At 68.0% G+C, this 15,339-nt stretch carries 15 protein-coding genes; 4 read left to right on the forward strand and 11 right to left on the reverse strand.

Translation table 11 applies throughout. The annotated features are described in order from the left end of the window. Positions 1–6: 6 nt before the first annotated feature. Positions 7–828, reverse strand: a complete 822-nt coding sequence (locus ACIA12_RS05635) for a MerR family transcriptional regulator (protein ID WP_396365612.1) — start codon at positions 826–828, stop codon at positions 7–9. Between the two features lie 33 nt (positions 829–861). Beyond that, positions 862–1,839 (reverse strand): zinc-binding dehydrogenase, encoded by a 978-nt coding sequence (locus ACIA12_RS05640; RefSeq protein ID WP_396365613.1) that lies wholly within the window; start codon positions 1,837–1,839, stop codon positions 862–864. Between the two features lie 114 nt (positions 1,840–1,953). Between ACIA12_RS05640 and ACIA12_RS05645 the strand changes: the two genes are divergently transcribed. Beyond that, positions 1,954–3,177, forward strand: a complete 1,224-nt coding sequence (locus ACIA12_RS05645) for an ROK family protein (protein WP_396365614.1) — start codon at positions 1,954–1,956, stop codon at positions 3,175–3,177. On the opposite strand, the gene ACIA12_RS05650 is transcribed toward ACIA12_RS05645, so the two are convergent. The 6 genes from ACIA12_RS05650 to ACIA12_RS05675 are packed head-to-tail and all read right to left on the reverse strand — an operon-like array spanning position 3,167 to position 9,400. After that, positions 3,167–4,516, reverse strand: coding sequence for a GH1 family beta-glucosidase (locus ACIA12_RS05650; protein ID WP_396365615.1), 1,350 nt, complete (start codon positions 4,514–4,516; stop codon positions 3,167–3,169). The two genes, ACIA12_RS05645 and ACIA12_RS05650, sit on opposite strands and share 11 nt — an antisense overlap. Continuing rightward, positions 4,513–5,466, reverse strand: coding sequence for an aldo/keto reductase (locus ACIA12_RS05655; protein WP_396365616.1), 954 nt, complete (start codon positions 5,464–5,466; stop codon positions 4,513–4,515). Before ACIA12_RS05655 ends, ACIA12_RS05650 begins: the two co-directional genes overlap by 4 nt. Next, positions 5,463–6,242, reverse strand: coding sequence for a VOC family protein (locus ACIA12_RS05660; protein ID WP_396365617.1), 780 nt, complete (start codon positions 6,240–6,242; stop codon positions 5,463–5,465). The genes ACIA12_RS05655 and ACIA12_RS05660 overlap by 4 nt, the downstream gene beginning before the upstream one ends. 21 nt (positions 6,243–6,263) lie before the next feature. Then, on the reverse strand, positions 6,264–7,085 hold the full coding sequence (locus tag ACIA12_RS05665) for a carbohydrate ABC transporter permease (protein ID WP_396365618.1): 822 nt from the start codon (positions 7,083–7,085) through the stop codon (positions 6,264–6,266). Further along, positions 7,082–8,065 (reverse strand): carbohydrate ABC transporter permease, encoded by a 984-nt coding sequence (locus ACIA12_RS05670; protein ID WP_396365619.1) that lies wholly within the window; start codon positions 8,063–8,065, stop codon positions 7,082–7,084. The genes ACIA12_RS05665 and ACIA12_RS05670 overlap by 4 nt, the downstream gene beginning before the upstream one ends. Then, positions 8,066–9,400, reverse strand: a complete 1,335-nt coding sequence (locus ACIA12_RS05675) for an ABC transporter substrate-binding protein (protein ID WP_396365620.1) — start codon at positions 9,398–9,400, stop codon at positions 8,066–8,068. A gap of 148 nt (positions 9,401–9,548) precedes the next feature. Here ACIA12_RS05675 and zapE point away from each other — a divergent pair, with 148 nt between their 5' ends. The 3 genes from zapE to ACIA12_RS05690 are packed head-to-tail and all read left to right on the forward strand — an operon-like array spanning position 9,549 to position 12,193. Then, positions 9,549–10,577 (forward strand): cell division protein ZapE, encoded by a 1,029-nt coding sequence (gene zapE, locus ACIA12_RS05680; protein WP_396365621.1) that lies wholly within the window; start codon positions 9,549–9,551, stop codon positions 10,575–10,577. A gap of 48 nt (positions 10,578–10,625) precedes the next feature. Next, positions 10,626–11,282, forward strand: a complete 657-nt coding sequence (locus ACIA12_RS05685) for a hypothetical protein (protein WP_396365622.1) — start codon at positions 10,626–10,628, stop codon at positions 11,280–11,282. A 35-nt stretch (positions 11,283–11,317) separates the two neighbouring features. Continuing rightward, positions 11,318–12,193 (forward strand): PPK2 family polyphosphate kinase, encoded by an 876-nt coding sequence (locus ACIA12_RS05690; RefSeq protein ID WP_396365623.1) that lies wholly within the window; start codon positions 11,318–11,320, stop codon positions 12,191–12,193. Positions 12,194–12,247: 54 nt separating this feature from the next. Here the strand turns inward: ACIA12_RS05690 and ACIA12_RS05695 are convergent, their stop codons facing one another. Genes ACIA12_RS05695 through cysD form a run of 3 tightly spaced genes read right to left on the reverse strand, consistent with a single transcriptional unit; the run spans position 12,248 to position 15,245 of the window. Next, positions 12,248–13,042 (reverse strand): sirohydrochlorin chelatase, encoded by a 795-nt coding sequence (locus ACIA12_RS05695; RefSeq protein ID WP_396365624.1) that lies wholly within the window; start codon positions 13,040–13,042, stop codon positions 12,248–12,250. Continuing rightward, positions 13,039–14,328 (reverse strand): sulfate adenylyltransferase subunit 1, encoded by a 1,290-nt coding sequence (locus tag ACIA12_RS05700; RefSeq protein WP_396365625.1) that lies wholly within the window; start codon positions 14,326–14,328, stop codon positions 13,039–13,041. Before ACIA12_RS05700 ends, ACIA12_RS05695 begins: the two co-directional genes overlap by 4 nt. Continuing rightward, entirely contained in the window at positions 14,328–15,245 is a 918-nt protein-coding gene (cysD, locus tag ACIA12_RS05705) for a sulfate adenylyltransferase subunit CysD (RefSeq protein WP_396365626.1), read from the reverse strand. Before cysD ends, ACIA12_RS05700 begins: the two co-directional genes overlap by 1 nt. Between the last annotated feature and the right edge of the window lie 94 nt (positions 15,246–15,339).

Below are 15,339 nucleotides of genomic sequence, written 5' to 3' on the forward strand. Positions count from 1 at the left end.
TTGTGGTCAGGGCTTGGTGACCTCGATCTGGAACTCGTGCACCCACTTGGACTCGTCGTCCGGGTCGAAGGCCAGGCACACCTCGCGGGCGTAGCCGACGCTGCGGTAGCCGCCGTCGTCGATCCAGCGGGCCAGGATCTGCATGCTCTGGTCCGCATCGTCCATCGAACCCTGGTGGACGATCGTCGCGGCGGTCGTGAGTTCCGGCAGGTCGACCACCTGGAAGTCGCTGCCCGCCGCCTGGTCCGGCTTGACGGTCACCGCGGCGTGGACGACGACAGCCTCGGTGTCGGTCTTCTCGTAGTACGCGACCGGCGGGCCGTCCGGCTGGACGCTCGCCGCGCCCAGGCGCTCCCAGATCTGCCCGTACAGCGGCTGGATGACCGGCGTGATGTCGGGTCCCTCGTAGCTCGCCGCCACGGCCGACAGCTCGGCGACGCGGACGGACGGGATCGTCTTCAGTACGACGTCGTCAGTGGACATGTGCCCCTCCTTCTCGATGATCCGGAGCCTCGCCTCGACCGCGTCGAGCCGGATCGCGTCCTCGGCCAGCCGCTCGGCCAGTTGCGCGCGGCGGAGCCGGAGCATGCCGCGCAGCTCCTCGGGCCCGACCTTCGCGTCGACGATGTCGCCGACCTGCTGAAGGGTGAAGCCGAGCTCCTTGAGCGCGACGATCCGGTTCAGCCTGCGCAACTGGTCGGCGGTGTAGTACCGGTAGCCGGTCGCGGTGTCGACGCCGGCCGGGCGCAGCAAGCCGATCGCGTCGTAGTGCCGCAGCATCCGCGCCGACACCCGCCCGAAGGCGGCGAAGTCTCCGATGGTGAACATGACTCAACGGTGAGGCTTGACACGGTGTGAAGGTCAAGCGGGGATCAGCACGACTTTCCCGACGGTCTCGCGGTTCTCCAGTGCACGGTGGGCGTCGGCGGCCTTGGCGAGTGGGTACGTCGTGAGCAGGGGAGTCCAGTTGCCCTCGATCGACTCGTGGAGCGCTTTGGCCTCCAGTGCGCGGAGCCTGCGCATGAGCTTGGGGCCGATCGCCCAGGTGGCGGAGAGGCCGCGGGCCATCAGGTCGTTGGTCGTGAGCTGGATCGGGCCGCCACCGGACCAGCCGAACATGAGCAGCCGCCCGCCGATACCGAGCAACTCGAAGGCCCGCTGCCCGTTCTCGCCGGCCACGCCATCCAGTACTACGGTGAGCTCCCGGCCGTCGAGTTGCTTGGTGACCTGGTCCGGCCAGTCGGCTGCCGTGTAGTCGATCGCTACCTGGGCGCCGAGGTCGTGCACCTGCTTGACCTTCTCCGGACCACCGGCGAGGCCGACGGTCAGAGCGCCGGCGTTGCGAGCCGCCTGGACGAACAGGCTGCCCATGCCGCCCGCCGCCGCGGTGATGAGGACGACGTCGGTTGCCTCCAGCGCTGCCTGCTCGAGGATGCCTGCTGCCGTGCGTCCGGTACCGATTGTGGCGACCGCCGTCGGACCGTCCAGGTGGTCCGGGATCTCGTGCAGCGACTGCACCTTGGCTACCGCCAGGTCGGCGTACCCGCCGGGATTCGGTCCGAGGTGGACGACGACGCGTTTGCCGATCCAGGACTTGGCCACCCCCGGACCGACCGCGTCGACCCTGCCCGCGACCTCGCGTCCGGGGATCGTCGGAAGTTCCGGCGGGGCAATCGGCCCGCCACCGGCGTTGCCCGCTCGTAGCACGGTGTCCATCAGGTGCACACCGGCCGCTTCGACCTGGATCCGCACCTGTCCGGACCCGGCCACCGGGTCGGGCACCTCCTCATAGCTCAGATTCTCGGCGGGACCGAACTCGTGCAGCCGTACCGCGTGCATCAGCTCTCCTCTTCGGGGTCGATGGTCGTGAAGCTATGACCTCAAGAGGAGTTGAGGTCAACTGTCGCCACTTTGTTACGTTGTGTACTAAAGTGCGGGGCGGGAGGAGTGACCGTGGCCAAGATCTTGAAGGGTGCGACAGCGCAGGAGACGCACAGCGCGATCCTGGACCTGATCCGGTCCAGCGGGACCGTGACGCGGGTCGACCTGGCCGATCGGTCGGGACTGACCGGTGCGTCCATCTCCCGGGTGGTGAAGCAGTTGCTCGCCGACGGGCTGATCGTCGAGACCGGGCTGGGCGATCCCACCGGCGGCAAGCGCGCCACCCTGCTGCAGTTCAACCCGCGCGCCCGGCACGCCGTCGGCATCTCCATCGACACCCCCAGCACGACGTACGTGGTGACGGACATGAACGGGCGGGTGGTCGAGCAGCTGTCCGCGAAGGGCATCGGGCGCGACACCCCGGTGACCGTGGTGAAGCGGCTGACCGCCGAGCTCGAGGATCTGATCGTCAAGACCGGGATCGAGCCGAGCACGCTCGTCGGGGTCGGCGTCGCGCTGGCCGGCCGGCAGGGCGGGGGAGACCGGCTGCTGCGCGCCAACGCCTCGAAGTACGCCTGGGAGCCGTTCGCCGTCCGGGACACGCTCAGCGCCGCGATCGACCACCCGATCGTGGTCGAGAACGACTCGACCTGCGCCGCGATCGGCGAGTTCTGGGCCGGCCGGATCCCGTCCGTGAACGACTTCGCGACCGTCTACATGGCGGCCGGCTTCGGCCTCGGCCTGGTCACCAACGGCGACGTCTACCGTGGCTCGTCGTCGAACGTCGGCGAGATCGGCCACATGGTGCTCGACGTCAACGGTCCCGACTGCTGGTGCGGTGGCCGTGGGTGCCTGGAGAGCCTCGCCGCGCCCGCGCGAGTGGTGAGCCTGGCCGGGCCGGATCTCGTGAACGACCTGCAACTGCGCGGCAAGCGATCGGCGATCCGGTCGGACTTCGCGAAGATCGCGCGGCAGGCGGCGGCCGGTGAACCCCGCTGCCTGGCCCTGATCGAGGAGTCGGCGACGTACCTGGCGAAGGCGCTGGTCTCGATCACCAATCTGCTCGACCTTGAGCAGATCATCCTGGCCGGCCCGGGCTTCAGCGAGGCGGGCGAGATCTACGTCCGGGTCGCCACCGCGGAGCTCAACCGGCTGTCCTTCGTCCGGGCGATGCACCCGACCCGGGTCGAGCTCTCGAAGCTGGGCCCCAGCGCCGCCGCGCTGGGGGCCGCTTCACTCGTATTGCACAGCAGGCTTACGCCGCATCAGACCTCGGGTCGCGCGCTCAGCGGCTGAGGAATTCTTTCAGCCAGCGTCCGCTCTCCTTCACCGTCCTCGTCTGCGTCGCATAGTCGACGTGGACGATTCCGAACCGCCGGCTGAAACCGTAGGACCACTCGAAATTGTCCAGCAGCGTCCAGATGAAGTAGCCCTTCAGGGGCAGACCTTCGGCGGCGGCTTGCCGGCCTGCCTCGATGTGCTGCTCGAGATAGCGCTGCCGTTCGGCATCCTCGATCCGGCCGTCGGGGCCGACCTCGTCCGGGTACGCGGCGCCGTTCTCCGTGACATACAAGGGCAGCTCGGGGGCCAGCTCGTTGATTGTCCGGAGCAACGTCTTGAGGCTGTCCGGGTCGATCGGCCAGCCCATCTGGGTGCGGTCGAGACCGGTGTCCACGGCAACGAGATTCTCGCTGCCCGGCGTAGTACTGGCCTTGCCCGGGTCGGCGATCGGGCCGTCCGGCGCCGCGATGGTCTGTGGGCAGTAGTAGTTGACGCCGAGGAAGTCCATCGGCGCTGAGATCACCGGCAGGTCCACGTCGTACCGCGCGAACCAGTCCGCCATCCCAGTGTCCTCCAGGACGTCACCCGGGTACTTCCCGAGCAGCAACGGGTCGAGGAACATCCTGTTCCGCAGACCGTCCGCACGCCGGGCGGCATCCCGGTCGGCCTCGGACTCCGAGGCGGCGTACACCGGTGCTGGGTTGAGTGCGATCCCGACCGAGTTCTCCGGCGACCGGATCGCCTGCAGCGCGAGTCCGTGCCCGAGTAACAAGTGATGGACGGCCTTGAGCGAGTCGGCGCCCTCAGTGCGCCCGGGCGCGTGCTCGCCGTTGCCGTAGCCGAGGAACGCCGAACACCAGGGCTCGTTGAGCGTCATCCAGTGCTTGACCACGTCGGAGAGCGCTCCCTGCGTGATCGCCGCGTAGTCTCGGAACCGCTCGGCCGTGTCGCGGACCAGCCAACCGCCCGCATCCTCGAGAGGCTGCGGAAGATCCCAGTGATAGAGCGTCGCGTACGGCGTGACTCCGTTCTCCAGACAGGTCTCAGCCACCCGACGGTAGAAGTCGAGGCCGGCCGGGTTGGTCTTGCCGGCGCCGGACGGGAGGACGCGCGACCAGGAGATCGAGAACCGGTACGCAGTCAGGCCGAGGTCGGCGAGCAGCCGGATGTCCTCGGCGTACCGGTGGTAGTGGTCGTCCGCGACATCGCCCGTCTCGCCGTCCGCGATCCGCCTGGGCGTGTGCGCGAAGGTGTCCCAGATGCTCGGCCCGCGCCCGTCCTCGGCCACCGCGCCTTCGACCTGGTACGCCGCGGTCGCCGCGCCCCAGACGAAGCCCTCGGGAAAGTCCTTCATCGTGGTTCCTCCAGCCAGTACCGCTTGTCGGGCAACAGATCAGCCAATCGGTCCAGCAACTCGGCGGGAAGCTCCGTCTCCAGGGCTGTGACCAGTTGGTCCAGCCGCGCCGGTTTGCTGAACCCGATCACCGTGCCACTGATCCGGGGGTCGTTCACTGAGTGCTGCAGGGCGGCGGTCGCGAGATCGACGCCGTGATCGCGGCACGCCTTGTCCATCGCGGCGACCGCCTGCAGCGTGGCTTCCGGCGCCTCGCGGTAGCCGTAGTTGCGGGAGCCGCCGGAGGGGTTCGCCAGGATGCCGCCACCGTAGATCGCCGCGTTCACCACCGCGACGCCGTCAGCGAGCGCTCTCTCGATCAGTGGTCCGGCGCTGTGGTCGACCAGGCTCCACCGGTTGTGGACCAGAACGACCTCGAAGCCGCCAAGGTCTAGGTACCGCTCCAGCTCCCGGACGTTGCCCCCGGCAAGACCGACATGCCCGATCTCGCCCTCGTCCCGCAGCCGCATCAGGGTGTCGACCGCGTCCCGCATGCTGTCGAAATCGTGGAATTCGGGATCGTGCAGGTAAACCAACGGCAGCTGGTCGAGCCCCAGCCGCTGCTTGCTCTCGGCGACACTCGCCCGCACTCGGGCGCCTGAATAGTCATTGCCAGCGGCATCGACCTTGGTGGCGACGAGGAAGTCCGGCGGGAGTCCGCCGTGGTCGGCGAGGGCCTGGCCGATCCGTCGCTCGCTCTCGCCGTCGCCGTACCCGTTGGAGGTGTCGATCCACCGCAGCGGGCTGTCCAGCACGGCTCGCACCACCGAGATCGCTTCGGCCGGCGATACGTCGTACCCGAAGATCTCTGGCATCCCCGCGAGCAGGGCTCCGCCCGCGCAGACCGCCGAGACGGTCAAGCCGGTGGAGCCGAGGGGGCGGAGCCAGTCGTCGCTTCCTGGGGTGGTCATGCGGCCGGGCTGACGGAGAACGCGAACCCGTCCGGATCGACGTAGACGGTCGTCCCGTCGGGTGCGGCCGCCTCCGTGAGGCCGGATGGTGGGTCGCCGGCGAGTTCGGCGTACGCGAAGCCGGCGACGTCGAACTGCGGCGCACGGTCGGCCTTGGCGACGTCATAGGTGAAGATCTCGAGGACGGTGTCACCGGACTTGAGGTAGCCGATGCTGAAACCGCGCGTGTCGTGCGGCTGCTCGATCGTGCCGATCAAGGAGAAGCCGAAGTTGTGCCGGTAGTACTCGTGCGTCGCGCGGCGATCCTCGACGGTCACGGCGACGTGGTCGAACCGCGGCCGCGCCGGTACGCCGAGAGCGCGCTCCCGCGCGACGCCGTCGGCATCCAGCACCGCGGCGTAGTCGAGATCGCCCTGGATCATCTCCAGGTGGGTGCCGTCCGGATCGAGGAAGAAGCAGATCCGGACCTTGCCCTCGGCATCGAGCGGATCGAGGGTGAACTCGACCCCGGCGCCCTTCAGCACGGCGGCCCGCTCGTCCAGCCGGTCGACCTTGAAACCGAGGTGCCGGAACCCCTTCTGCAGATCGTCGCCGACCCAGGTGCTCTCCTCCCGGCCGGCGTCGACCCGGCGCAGCTCGATCGTCGCCGTGACCGCGTCCAGGAGAGCGCGCTCCCGCGTGACCTCGCCGACCACCTCCAGCTCCAGGAAGGTGCTGTAGTACTCGACCGAGCGCTGGACATCGGTGCAGTTGACGACCACGTTCTTGATCGGCATGGAACCTCTTTCGGATAGGAGTCAGTTCTTGACGGCGCCGAGCATCATCCCGGCGACGAACTGCCGCTGCATCCGGACGTAGACCACGACGACCGGGATGACGGACAGAGTGAGGCCGGCGGTGAGCGCCGGCCAGTCGGTGGAGTACTGGCCCATCAGGCTGAACAGCACCGGCTGCAACGGCAGTGATCCGGTACTGCGCAGCACGGTGTTGGCGATCAGGAACTCGTTCCAGGTCTGCAGGAACTGGAAGATCACCACGGTCGCGATCCCCGGCCGGGTGAGTGGCAGGATGACCCGGCGGAAGATGGTGAACTCGCTGCCGCCGTCCACCCGGGCCGCCTCGATCAGCTCGTCGGGCAGCGTCTGGAAGAACGCCCGCATCAGGAACATCGCGAACGGCGCCGATCCGGAGATGTAGAGGATCAGCAGCCCGACCTGGGTGTCCAGCAGCCCGAACGCCTTGAGCTGCAGGTAGAGCGGGATGATCAGCGCCGTCGACGGCATCATCAGGGTCAGCAGCAGGAGCACGAAGAGCGTGTTCCGGAACGGGAAATCCAGTTTCGCGAACGCGTACCCGCTGAGAGTCGCGAAGACCAGCACCCCGATCACCGTGACCGAGGTGATCCAGACGCTGTTCCAGAAGTGCAGCGGGAACTGGATCGAGGTCCACGCGGTCCGGTACCCGGCGAAGGTGAGCTGGTCCGGGATGATCGAGCCGCCGAAGATCGTGTTGGCCTGCCGCAGCGAGGTGAGCAGCATCCAGACGAACGGGAAGGCCAGAAACACGCAGAACGGCAGCAGGACGAAGGTGGCGAAGCTCTTGCCGAGCGGGAACCTCATCGGTCCGCCCTTCTGGTCAGCCAGAGCTGGGCAATCACGGCCAGCGTGCAGAGCACCATCGTCACGACACTGAACGCGCTCGCGTAGCCAAGCTGGGGGATCGACCCGGACGTCGAGCCGAACGCCAGCGAGTACAGGTACGTCCCGAGTACCTCGCTGCCGTGGTTCGGGCCGCCGCCGGTCATCACGAAGATGATGTCGAAGGCCTTGAACCCGTTCAGCAGCCCGAGGCTCACCACCAGCCCGGTGACCACGCGCAGACTCGGCACGGTGATGTTCCAGAACTGCTGGGCCTTGCTCGCGCCGTCCACCTCAGCCGCCTCGTACAAGCTCGGGTCGATGCCCTGGATGCCGGCGAAGAAGATCAGCATGTTGAAGCCGAGGCCGCCCCAGATGCTCACCACGATGATCGCCGGCAGCACCGTCTTGTGGTCGGCCAGCCAGGGATGCTGCAGCGAGTCCAGCCCGATCGCGCCGAGGAACTGGTTCAGGGTGCCGATGTTCGGGTCGTAGATCAGTTTCCAGAGCACGCCGGAGACGACGAACGAGACGATTCCCGGTATGAACAGGATGGTCCGGACCACCACCCCGACGTACTTCCAGACCGTGTTGACGAGCACCGCGATGACGAGGCCGAGGAACGTCAGCACCACGGTGGTGACGGCGGTGTAGACCAGCGTCACGATCATCGCCCGGCGCGCCACCGGGTCGCCGAGCATCCGGCTGTAGTTGTCGAAGGCAATGAAGCGCGGGCTGCCGAAGCCGCCCCAGCGGGTCAGGCTCAGGTACGCCGTGTAGAGGATCGGCCAGAGCACGAACCCGAGGAACAGTACGAAGGTCGGCAGCACGAACAGGTAGCCGGCGATTCGCTGCGACTTCCGCAACGGCGACCCGAACCGGTACTGCCGTCCCGAGCCGGTACTGCGGGCTGCCGGCTCGGGCTCGCGCTTCGTCGGATCGGCCGTCATGGTGGCTGCCATCTAGCCGCCCTTTGCGTTCTGGACGGCCTGCTGCATCTCCTTCGCGACCGCGGCCGGCTGGCCGGTGCCGTCGAAGATCTTCGACAACGGGTCACCCGCGGCCACCGAGCCCGGCCCGAACGGGATGTGCGGGCAGCCGTCGCCGTCGAGCAGCCAGGACGTCATCTGCTTCATGATCGGCAGCTCGATCCGGCTCGCGGCGCTCTTGGTGGCGGGCATCGAGTTGGAGTCGTTCATGGTGGGGGAGTACTGGTCGGCGGAGTACAGGAACTTGAGGAACTCCAGCGCGGCGTCCTTGTTCTTGCTCGTCTCCGAGACCGCCCAGCCGGCGCCGGCCTGGTTCGCGCACCAGTGCCGCTTGCCCGGGGCGATCGCCGGCGTCTTCATCACCTTGTACTTCTTGGCGAACGCCGGGGGAGCGTCCTTGGACAGTCCCTGCGGCGTCCAGGAACCGTTGAACAGCATCGCTGACTTCTCGCCGTAGAAGATCTGCGAGAGCTGGTCGCCGCTGGTGCCGGTCGTCCCGGGTTGGAAGACGCCGCCCTTGACGATCTTCTGGTTCAGCTCGAGTGCCTGGACGATCTTCGGATCCTCGTACGTGAGGCCGTCCTGCAGCTGGTCCAGCTTCAGGTAGAAGGTCGGGTCGTCGGCGACCTGGGTGACGAGTGGCAGGAAGAAGTCCAGCGAGCTGGTGGTCGGGTTGCAGCTGATCGCGACCGGGAACTTGCCGATCGCCTTGATCTTGGCGGCGGCCGCGATCAGGTCGTCCCAGGTCTCGATCTCGTCCTCTCCCACCCCGGCCCTCTTCAGCAGGTCGGGGTTGTAGAACAGGCCGAACGTCTGCGCCATCCAGCCGACCGCGTACTGCTTGCCGTCCAGCGTGTACTCCTGGTTGGCGGAGTCGAAGAAGTCCTTCAGGAAGTCGTCGCCGAGATCCTTCTTCAGATCGGCCGAAATCCCGCCGGTGCCGTAGGTGAGCGCCCGGGTGTGCGGGGCGAAGATCTCCGGCACGTCGCCACCGGCCACCGCGGCCTGCAGCGCCGGCAGGTACTGGTCCGGGGTGCCGAAGATCCGGTTCTCGATCTTGATGTTGCTGTGCGCGGCCTCGAACTTCTCGATCAGCTTCGGGAACTGGTCCTCCTGATCGTTGTACCAGGACCACATCCGGACGACGGCCTTGCCGCCGCTGGTGGTGCCGCCACCGCTGTCACTGCCGCCGCAGGCTGACAGGGCTGAGCCGAGGCCCAGGGCGGCGGCTCCGCCGAGCGCTCCCTTGAGCAGGCTGCGCCGTCGGAACGGTGTGGTGGGAAGGGTTGGGAACTGCCGATCACCCATTGCTGACTCCTCGGTCGTTCAGCCGGCTGCGGACCCCGATATCAACTTCCTAACTGAAAGTAAGAAAGCGGTCAAGGCCGGGACACCGGTTTCCCAGTGGTTTCCCACTGGTTTCCGTCGGCCGTGCCGGGCCTCGTAGGCTGAGCGCATGCCGATCCGACTCAGCGGGCGCCGGCCGGAGGTGAGTCCGGACCGGTTGCTGTCCGAGTGCGTGCCGCCGCCGCGCTTCGCCGGCGTCCGGTTCGACACGTACCGGCCCAACCCGGACGAGCCGAGCCAGTCGGAGGCCTTGGCGGTACTGCGGCAGCGTGGGCTGGCTCTGGCGGAACCGCGCAGGGAGCGCTCTCTGTGGAGCCGCCTGCGCGGGGCGAGAGCGGTCTCCGCGGGCAAACCAGGCTTCTACCTGGACGGCGGATTCGGCGTCGGCAAGACCCATCTGCTCGCCTCGCTGTGGCACGAGTCGGCCGGTCCGAAGATGTACTGCACCTTCGTGGAGCTGACGAACCTGGTCGGGGCGTTGGGCATGCGGTCGGCGGTCGAGGCGCTGTCGGCGTACCGGCTGATCTGTATCGACGAGTTCGAGCTGGACGACCCGGGGGACACGGTCCTGATCTCGCGGTTGCTCGGGCAACTGGTCGAGGCTGGGGTCGAGCTGGCGGCGACGTCGAACACGCTGCCGGACAAGCTGGGCGAGGGACGGTTCCAGGCGACGGACTTCCTCCGCGAGATCCAGGGGCTGGCGGCGCATTTCGACGTCCGGCGGATCGACGGTCCGGACTATCGCCATCGTGGCCTGCCGGTGGCTCCCGAGCCTTGGCCGGATGCGCGTGTCGAGGAGACCGCGGCCTCGATTCCCGGTGCGTCCTGCGATCACTTCGTGGATCTCTATCGGCAGCTGGCCGAGCTGCATCCGAGCAAGTACGGCGCGCTGCTCGACGGGGTGACGACGGTCGGCATCACCGACATCCGTGAGCTGACCGACGAGAACGTCGCGCTGCGGCTCGTGGTGCTCGCGGATCGGATGTACGACCGCGACATCCCACTGCTGGCCGGGGGAGTGCCGCTCGATCGGATGTTCACGCCGGAGATGCTGAAGGGCGGCTACCGGAAGAAGTACCTGCGAGCGCTCTCCCGGCTGATTGCTCTCGCCCACGTCGGGATGGCTCCGGCGAGTTGAGTGGTCTTACTCACGCTGGGTGGGCTGCTGCCGTGATTTTCTGAGGGCATGACTTCAGACGAGCAGCGATCGCTTCCCTCGCCCGTCGTGGGCGCCCTCGGGTTGCTGGGCCTGGGGATCGTCCTGCTCGGCGCCGGCGGGTTCGTCCGGTTCCATGACACTTCGGGGTCCGGCAGCGATCGGTGGATCCTGCCGCTCGGGTTCCTGGCGGCGGTGCTCGCGGCGGGCGGGGCCGGTGTCGCCTTCGTCAGTACTCAGTCGAGGCGGTGGGTCGGGGGCGTGCTGCTGTTGCTCGACGTCGTACTGGTCTGGCAGAGCGCGAGCAACGACGGCTTCCGGTTCATCTGGATGGCCGATGAGGGTGAACTCATCCTGCTGGAGGTCGCGATCGGGTTGATCGGGCTGATCCTGCTCGCTTTGTCCATCCAGCTGCCACAGCCGGCGGCCGGTGGTCCGCATTGGTTGGCCCGGCTGGCGCTGTATCTGTCCGGCGTCGTGGTCGTGGTGATCGTCGGGTTCTTCATCGGCGAGCGCTGGTACGAATCGAGGCACTGCGGCGTGGGCGAGGGCTGTGATCCCGACGATCTGAGCGGCCTGGTCTGGGGAGTGACCGGCAGCCTGATCGCGCTGGCGATGGGAGTGGTGGTCATCGTCGTCATCGAGGTGGTCCGGCGGCAACAGCGCAAGGTCGGTACGCCTGCTTGAGCCGTTCCCGGCCCGGGATGAGGCAGGATGGGCGGATGGCGAAGAAGAAGGCTCCCAAGCCGGACGACGTGGCGGGTGGCAGGCTGCTGGACCAGTTGCGGGTACCGCAGGGTCCGGTCGATCTGAGCGCCTGGGACACGAGGGCGACGACCGGGTTCTCCGGTGGCAAGGACGAGGGCAAGCTCGCGCTGGACGCGATCGGGCCCGAGGTCTCCGACTGGCAGGAACGGCTGTTCGCCGAGGGACGCAAGGGCGGCGAGACCCGGATCCTGCTGGTCCTGCAGGGGATGGACACCTCCGGCAAGGGCGGGGTGATCCGGCACGGCGCGGGGCTGATGGATCCGCAGGGTTTGCGGATCACCTCCTTCAAGGCGCCGACACCGGCGGAGAAGCGGCGCGGGTTCCTCTGGCGGATCCGCCAGGCGCTGCCCGGTCCCGGCATGATCGGCATCTTCGACCGGTCGCACTACGAGGACGTACTGATCGCCCGCGTCCGCAACCTGGTCGCGCCGCCGGTCTGGAACCGTCGCTACGAGGAGATCAACGAGTTCGAGGCCGAGCTGGCCGCCAGCGGCGTCACGGTGGTCAAGTGCTTCCTGCACATCTCCGAGGACGAGCAGAAGGCCCGCCTCGCCGAGCGCCTCGACAACCCGACGAAGTACTGGAAGTACAACCCCGGCGACGTCGACGAACGCGAACTCTGGCCCGCCTACGCCGAGGCCTACCAGGCAGCCCTCGAAAACTGCAACACCCCCGAAACCCCCTGGTACGTCATCCCCAGCGACCGCAAGTGGTACCGCAACTGGGCCGTCACCACCCTCCTCCTGGAGACGCTGAAAGACATCAACCCCGAATGGCCCAAGGCCGACTTCGACATCGAAGCGGAGAAGGCTCGCCTAGCTGCGACATAGACGACAAACAGAACCCACCCAGGTAGTACCTGGGCGGGTTCTCTTGTGTTGAGGTCAGGCGGTGCGGACTAGTTCTGGGCGGAGTAGGGATGGGCGGGGGGAGGGGGCCAGGGTTAGGAGGTCTAGGCCGGCTACGCCGTAGCGTAGGAGGACTAGGCGGGCTACCTCGGCGCTGACGCCTAGGGGGCGGGAGACGGCTACCGCGCCGGCCTTGCGGGACATTTCTTCGGCTCGGTCGGGGAGTACGCCGGGGGCCAGGAAGAAGGAGCCGACTGCTACGTGGCGGCGGCCTTCCAGGCGCCACTGGAGGACGGCTTCGGCCGGGCTCGGGGTGGCGGCGGTGGTGAAGGCAGCCGTGACCGGGAGCTTGTGGCGTTGGCCCCAGAGCCTGGCCAGCCGGGTGACGGCTGCGTTGGCCTGGGCGTCACTGGAGCCGGCGCACGCCAGTACGAGCGCGTCGAGTTCACGCACCCGGCCGTCCTTGAGTTCGGCGCGCATCCGGCGGTCGAGGACGTCCAGCAGCGTGTCGTCGTACCCGAGCACGTCGGAGGCGATGATCCGCAGGTCCGGGAACCGGCTCCGCGCCTCGTCGATGACGGCCGGAATGTCGGTGCGCGCGTGGAAGGCGGTGGACAGCAGCAACGGCAGCACCACGACCTCCTCGACGCCCTCGGCGGCGAGCTTCCCGATCACCTGGTACGGCGTCGGCGGGCAGTGGTCGAGGAAGGAGGCTTCGATCCGCAGGTCGTCCCGCATCTCGCGCAGGCAGGCCACGAGCGAGTGGACGGTGGCGGCCGATCGCGGATCGCGGCTGCCGTGGGCGAGGACTACGAGCGCTGGTGCGGTCACAGCAGTTCCCCTTCTTCGTCGTCGATCATCCCGGCCGCCAGCGTCCACCCGTCGTGGGCGTCGATCAGCAGGAACGATCCAGTGATGTTGTTGCTGGAGTACGGGTCAGCGGCCAGCGGTGCGGCGATCTTGAGCTGCACCTTGCCGATGTCGTTGAGTTCGAGCCCGGTGGCGTCGATGACTCCGAGCGTGTCCAGGTCGAGCGCGCCGTTGATCTTGGTGACGATCGCCTGGGCAGTAGTGGTGGTGTGCTTGATCAGCAGCCGGGCGCCCACGGTCAGCGGGCGTTCCGAGAGCCAGCACAGGGTGGCCGCCAGTTCCCGGCGGGTGCCGGGGGACGAGTCGGCCGAAACGATGACCGATCCGCGGGCGACATCGAGGTCGTCCGCGAGCCGGACGGTGACGGCTTCACCCGCGACCGCGGACGGCCGCTCGGCGACGGCGGTACCGGTCGCGCTGATGACCGCACGGTCGATACCGGAGACCGAGGTACGCCGGCCTGCCGGCAGCACGATCACCTCGTCCCCGACCGACACGGTGCCCGAGGCAACGGTCCCCGTGTAGCCGCGGTAGTCGCGGTACTGGTCGTCGGTCTGCGGCCGGATCACGTACTGCACCGGGAACCGCAGCGGCCGGGCCGAGATGTCGTCGCGGCCGGTCGCGTTCTCCAGGTACTCGAGCAGCGTCGGCCCGTCGTACCAGGTGGTCGCCGTAGAGCGCTCCACGACGTTGTCGCCGACGAGCGCGGAGACCGGGATCGCCTGGACGTCGCCGATGTGCAGCTGGTCGGCCAGTTGCGAGACGTCCTTGGCGATGCCCTTGAAGACCGCCTCGTCGTACCCGACCAGGTCGATCTTGTTGACCGCCAGCACGACGTGCGGCACCCGGAGCAGGCCGGCCACGGCGAGGTGCCGCCGGGTCTGCTCCAGTACTCCGTGCCGCGCGTCGACCAGGATGATCACGACATCCGCCGTCGACGCGCCGGTGACCGTGTTCCGGGTGTACTGCACGTGCCCGGGGCAGTCGGCCAGGATGAACGAGCGCTTGTCGGTCGCGAAGTACCGGTAGGCGACGTCGATCGTGATGCCCTGCTCACGCTCGGCCCGCAGACCGTCGGTCAGCAGCGCGAAGTCGAAGTCACCGGTGCCGCGGCTGGACGAGACGTGCTGAACGTGCGCGATCTGGTCGGCGAGGATCGCCTTGCAGTCGTGCAGCAGCCGCCCGACCAGCGTCGACTTGCCGTCGTCCACCGAGCCCGCCGTGGCGAGCCGCAGGAGGGTGCTCATCAGAAGTACCCCTCTCGTTTGCGGTCTTCCATCGCGGCCTCACTGGCCCGGTCGTCGGCGCGGGTCGCGCCGCGCTCGGTGATCTCGCTGGCCGCGACCTCGATCACGACCTCGGCCGGGGAGGTCGCGGTGGACGCGACCGCTCCGGTGCAGGACATGTCGCCGACGGTCCGGTACCGGACCAGCCGGCTCGACACGGTCTCACCGTCGCGCGGCTGGGAGTAGGGGCCGACGGCAAGCAACATGCCGTCGCGCTCGAACACGTCCCGCTCGTGCGCGTAGTAGATGCTCGGCAGCGGGATCTGCTCGCGCTCGATGTAGTTCCAGATGTCGAGCTCGGTCCAGTTCGACAGCGGGAACACCCGGACGTGCTCGCCCGGCTTGTGCTTGCCGTTGTAGAGCGACCACAGCTCGGGCCGCTGGTTGCGCGGATCCCACTGCCCGAATTCGTCGCGCAGGCTGTAGATCCGCTCCTTGGCGCGAGCCCGCTCCTCGTCGCGGCGGCCGCCGCCGAAGACGGCGTCGAACCGGTGCGAGTTGATTGCATCGAGCAACGGAATGGTCTGCAGCTGGTTCCGGGTGCCGTCGGAGCGCTCGCGCAGCCGCCCGTCCGCGAGGTAGTCCTCCACCTTGGCCACCTCGAGCCGCAAGCCCAGCTGGGCCACGGTCGCGTCGCGGTAGTCGAGCACCTCGCTGAAGTTGTGACCGGTGTCGACGTGCAGCAACGTGAACGGCACCGGCGCCGGCGCGAACGCCTTCCGCGCCAGGTGCAGCATGACGATCGAGTCCTTGCCGCCGGAGAAGAGGATCACCGGCCGCTCGAACTCCGCCGCCACCTCACGGAAGACGAAGATCGACTCGCTCTCCAGCGCATCCAGGCTGGTCACGGTCGGCTGAGGCAGTGCTGTCGCGGTCATCGGGCCTCCCGGCCTGGACTGAGGAGTGGAGGGAGCGAAGCGACCGGAGGGACGAGGGAAGGCCGGGAGTTCAGCCCGATGACCCGCCGTGCCG

The sequence above is a fragment of the Kribbella sp. NPDC051620 genome (assembly GCF_044453825.1).
GTDB lineage: Bacteria > Actinomycetota > Actinomycetes > Propionibacteriales > Kribbellaceae > Kribbella.

Bases quoted from the DNA above. Each gene is read 5' to 3' on its own strand.
- ACIA12_RS05635 (WP_396365612.1), bottom strand. From the start codon at position 828: ATGTTCACCATCGGAGACTTCGCCGCCTTCGGGCGGGTGTCGGCGCGG.
- ACIA12_RS05640 (WP_396365613.1), bottom strand. From the start codon at position 1,839: ATGCACGCGGTACGGCTGCACGAGTTCGGTCCCGCCGAGAATCTGAGC.
- ACIA12_RS05650 (WP_396365615.1), bottom strand. From the start codon at position 4,516: ATGAAGGACTTTCCCGAGGGCTTCGTCTGGGGCGCGGCGACCGCGGCG.
- ACIA12_RS05655 (WP_396365616.1), bottom strand. From the start codon at position 5,466: ATGACCACCCCAGGAAGCGACGACTGGCTCCGCCCCCTCGGCTCCACC.
- ACIA12_RS05660 (WP_396365617.1), bottom strand. From the start codon at position 6,242: ATGCCGATCAAGAACGTGGTCGTCAACTGCACCGATGTCCAGCGCTCG.
- ACIA12_RS05665 (WP_396365618.1), bottom strand. From the start codon at position 7,085: ATGAGGTTCCCGCTCGGCAAGAGCTTCGCCACCTTCGTCCTGCTGCCG.
- ACIA12_RS05670 (WP_396365619.1), bottom strand. From the start codon at position 8,065: ATGGCAGCCACCATGACGGCCGATCCGACGAAGCGCGAGCCCGAGCCG.
- ACIA12_RS05675 (WP_396365620.1), bottom strand. From the start codon at position 9,400: ATGGGTGATCGGCAGTTCCCAACCCTTCCCACCACACCGTTCCGACGG.
- zapE (WP_396365621.1), top strand. From the start codon at position 9,549: ATGCCGATCCGACTCAGCGGGCGCCGGCCGGAGGTGAGTCCGGACCGG.
- ACIA12_RS05685 (WP_396365622.1), top strand. From the start codon at position 10,626: ATGACTTCAGACGAGCAGCGATCGCTTCCCTCGCCCGTCGTGGGCGCC.
- ACIA12_RS05690 (WP_396365623.1), top strand. From the start codon at position 11,318: ATGGCGAAGAAGAAGGCTCCCAAGCCGGACGACGTGGCGGGTGGCAGG.
- ACIA12_RS05700 (WP_396365625.1), bottom strand. From the start codon at position 14,328: ATGAGCACCCTCCTGCGGCTCGCCACGGCGGGCTCGGTGGACGACGGC.
- cysD (WP_396365626.1), bottom strand. From the start codon at position 15,245: ATGACCGCGACAGCACTGCCTCAGCCGACCGTGACCAGCCTGGATGCG.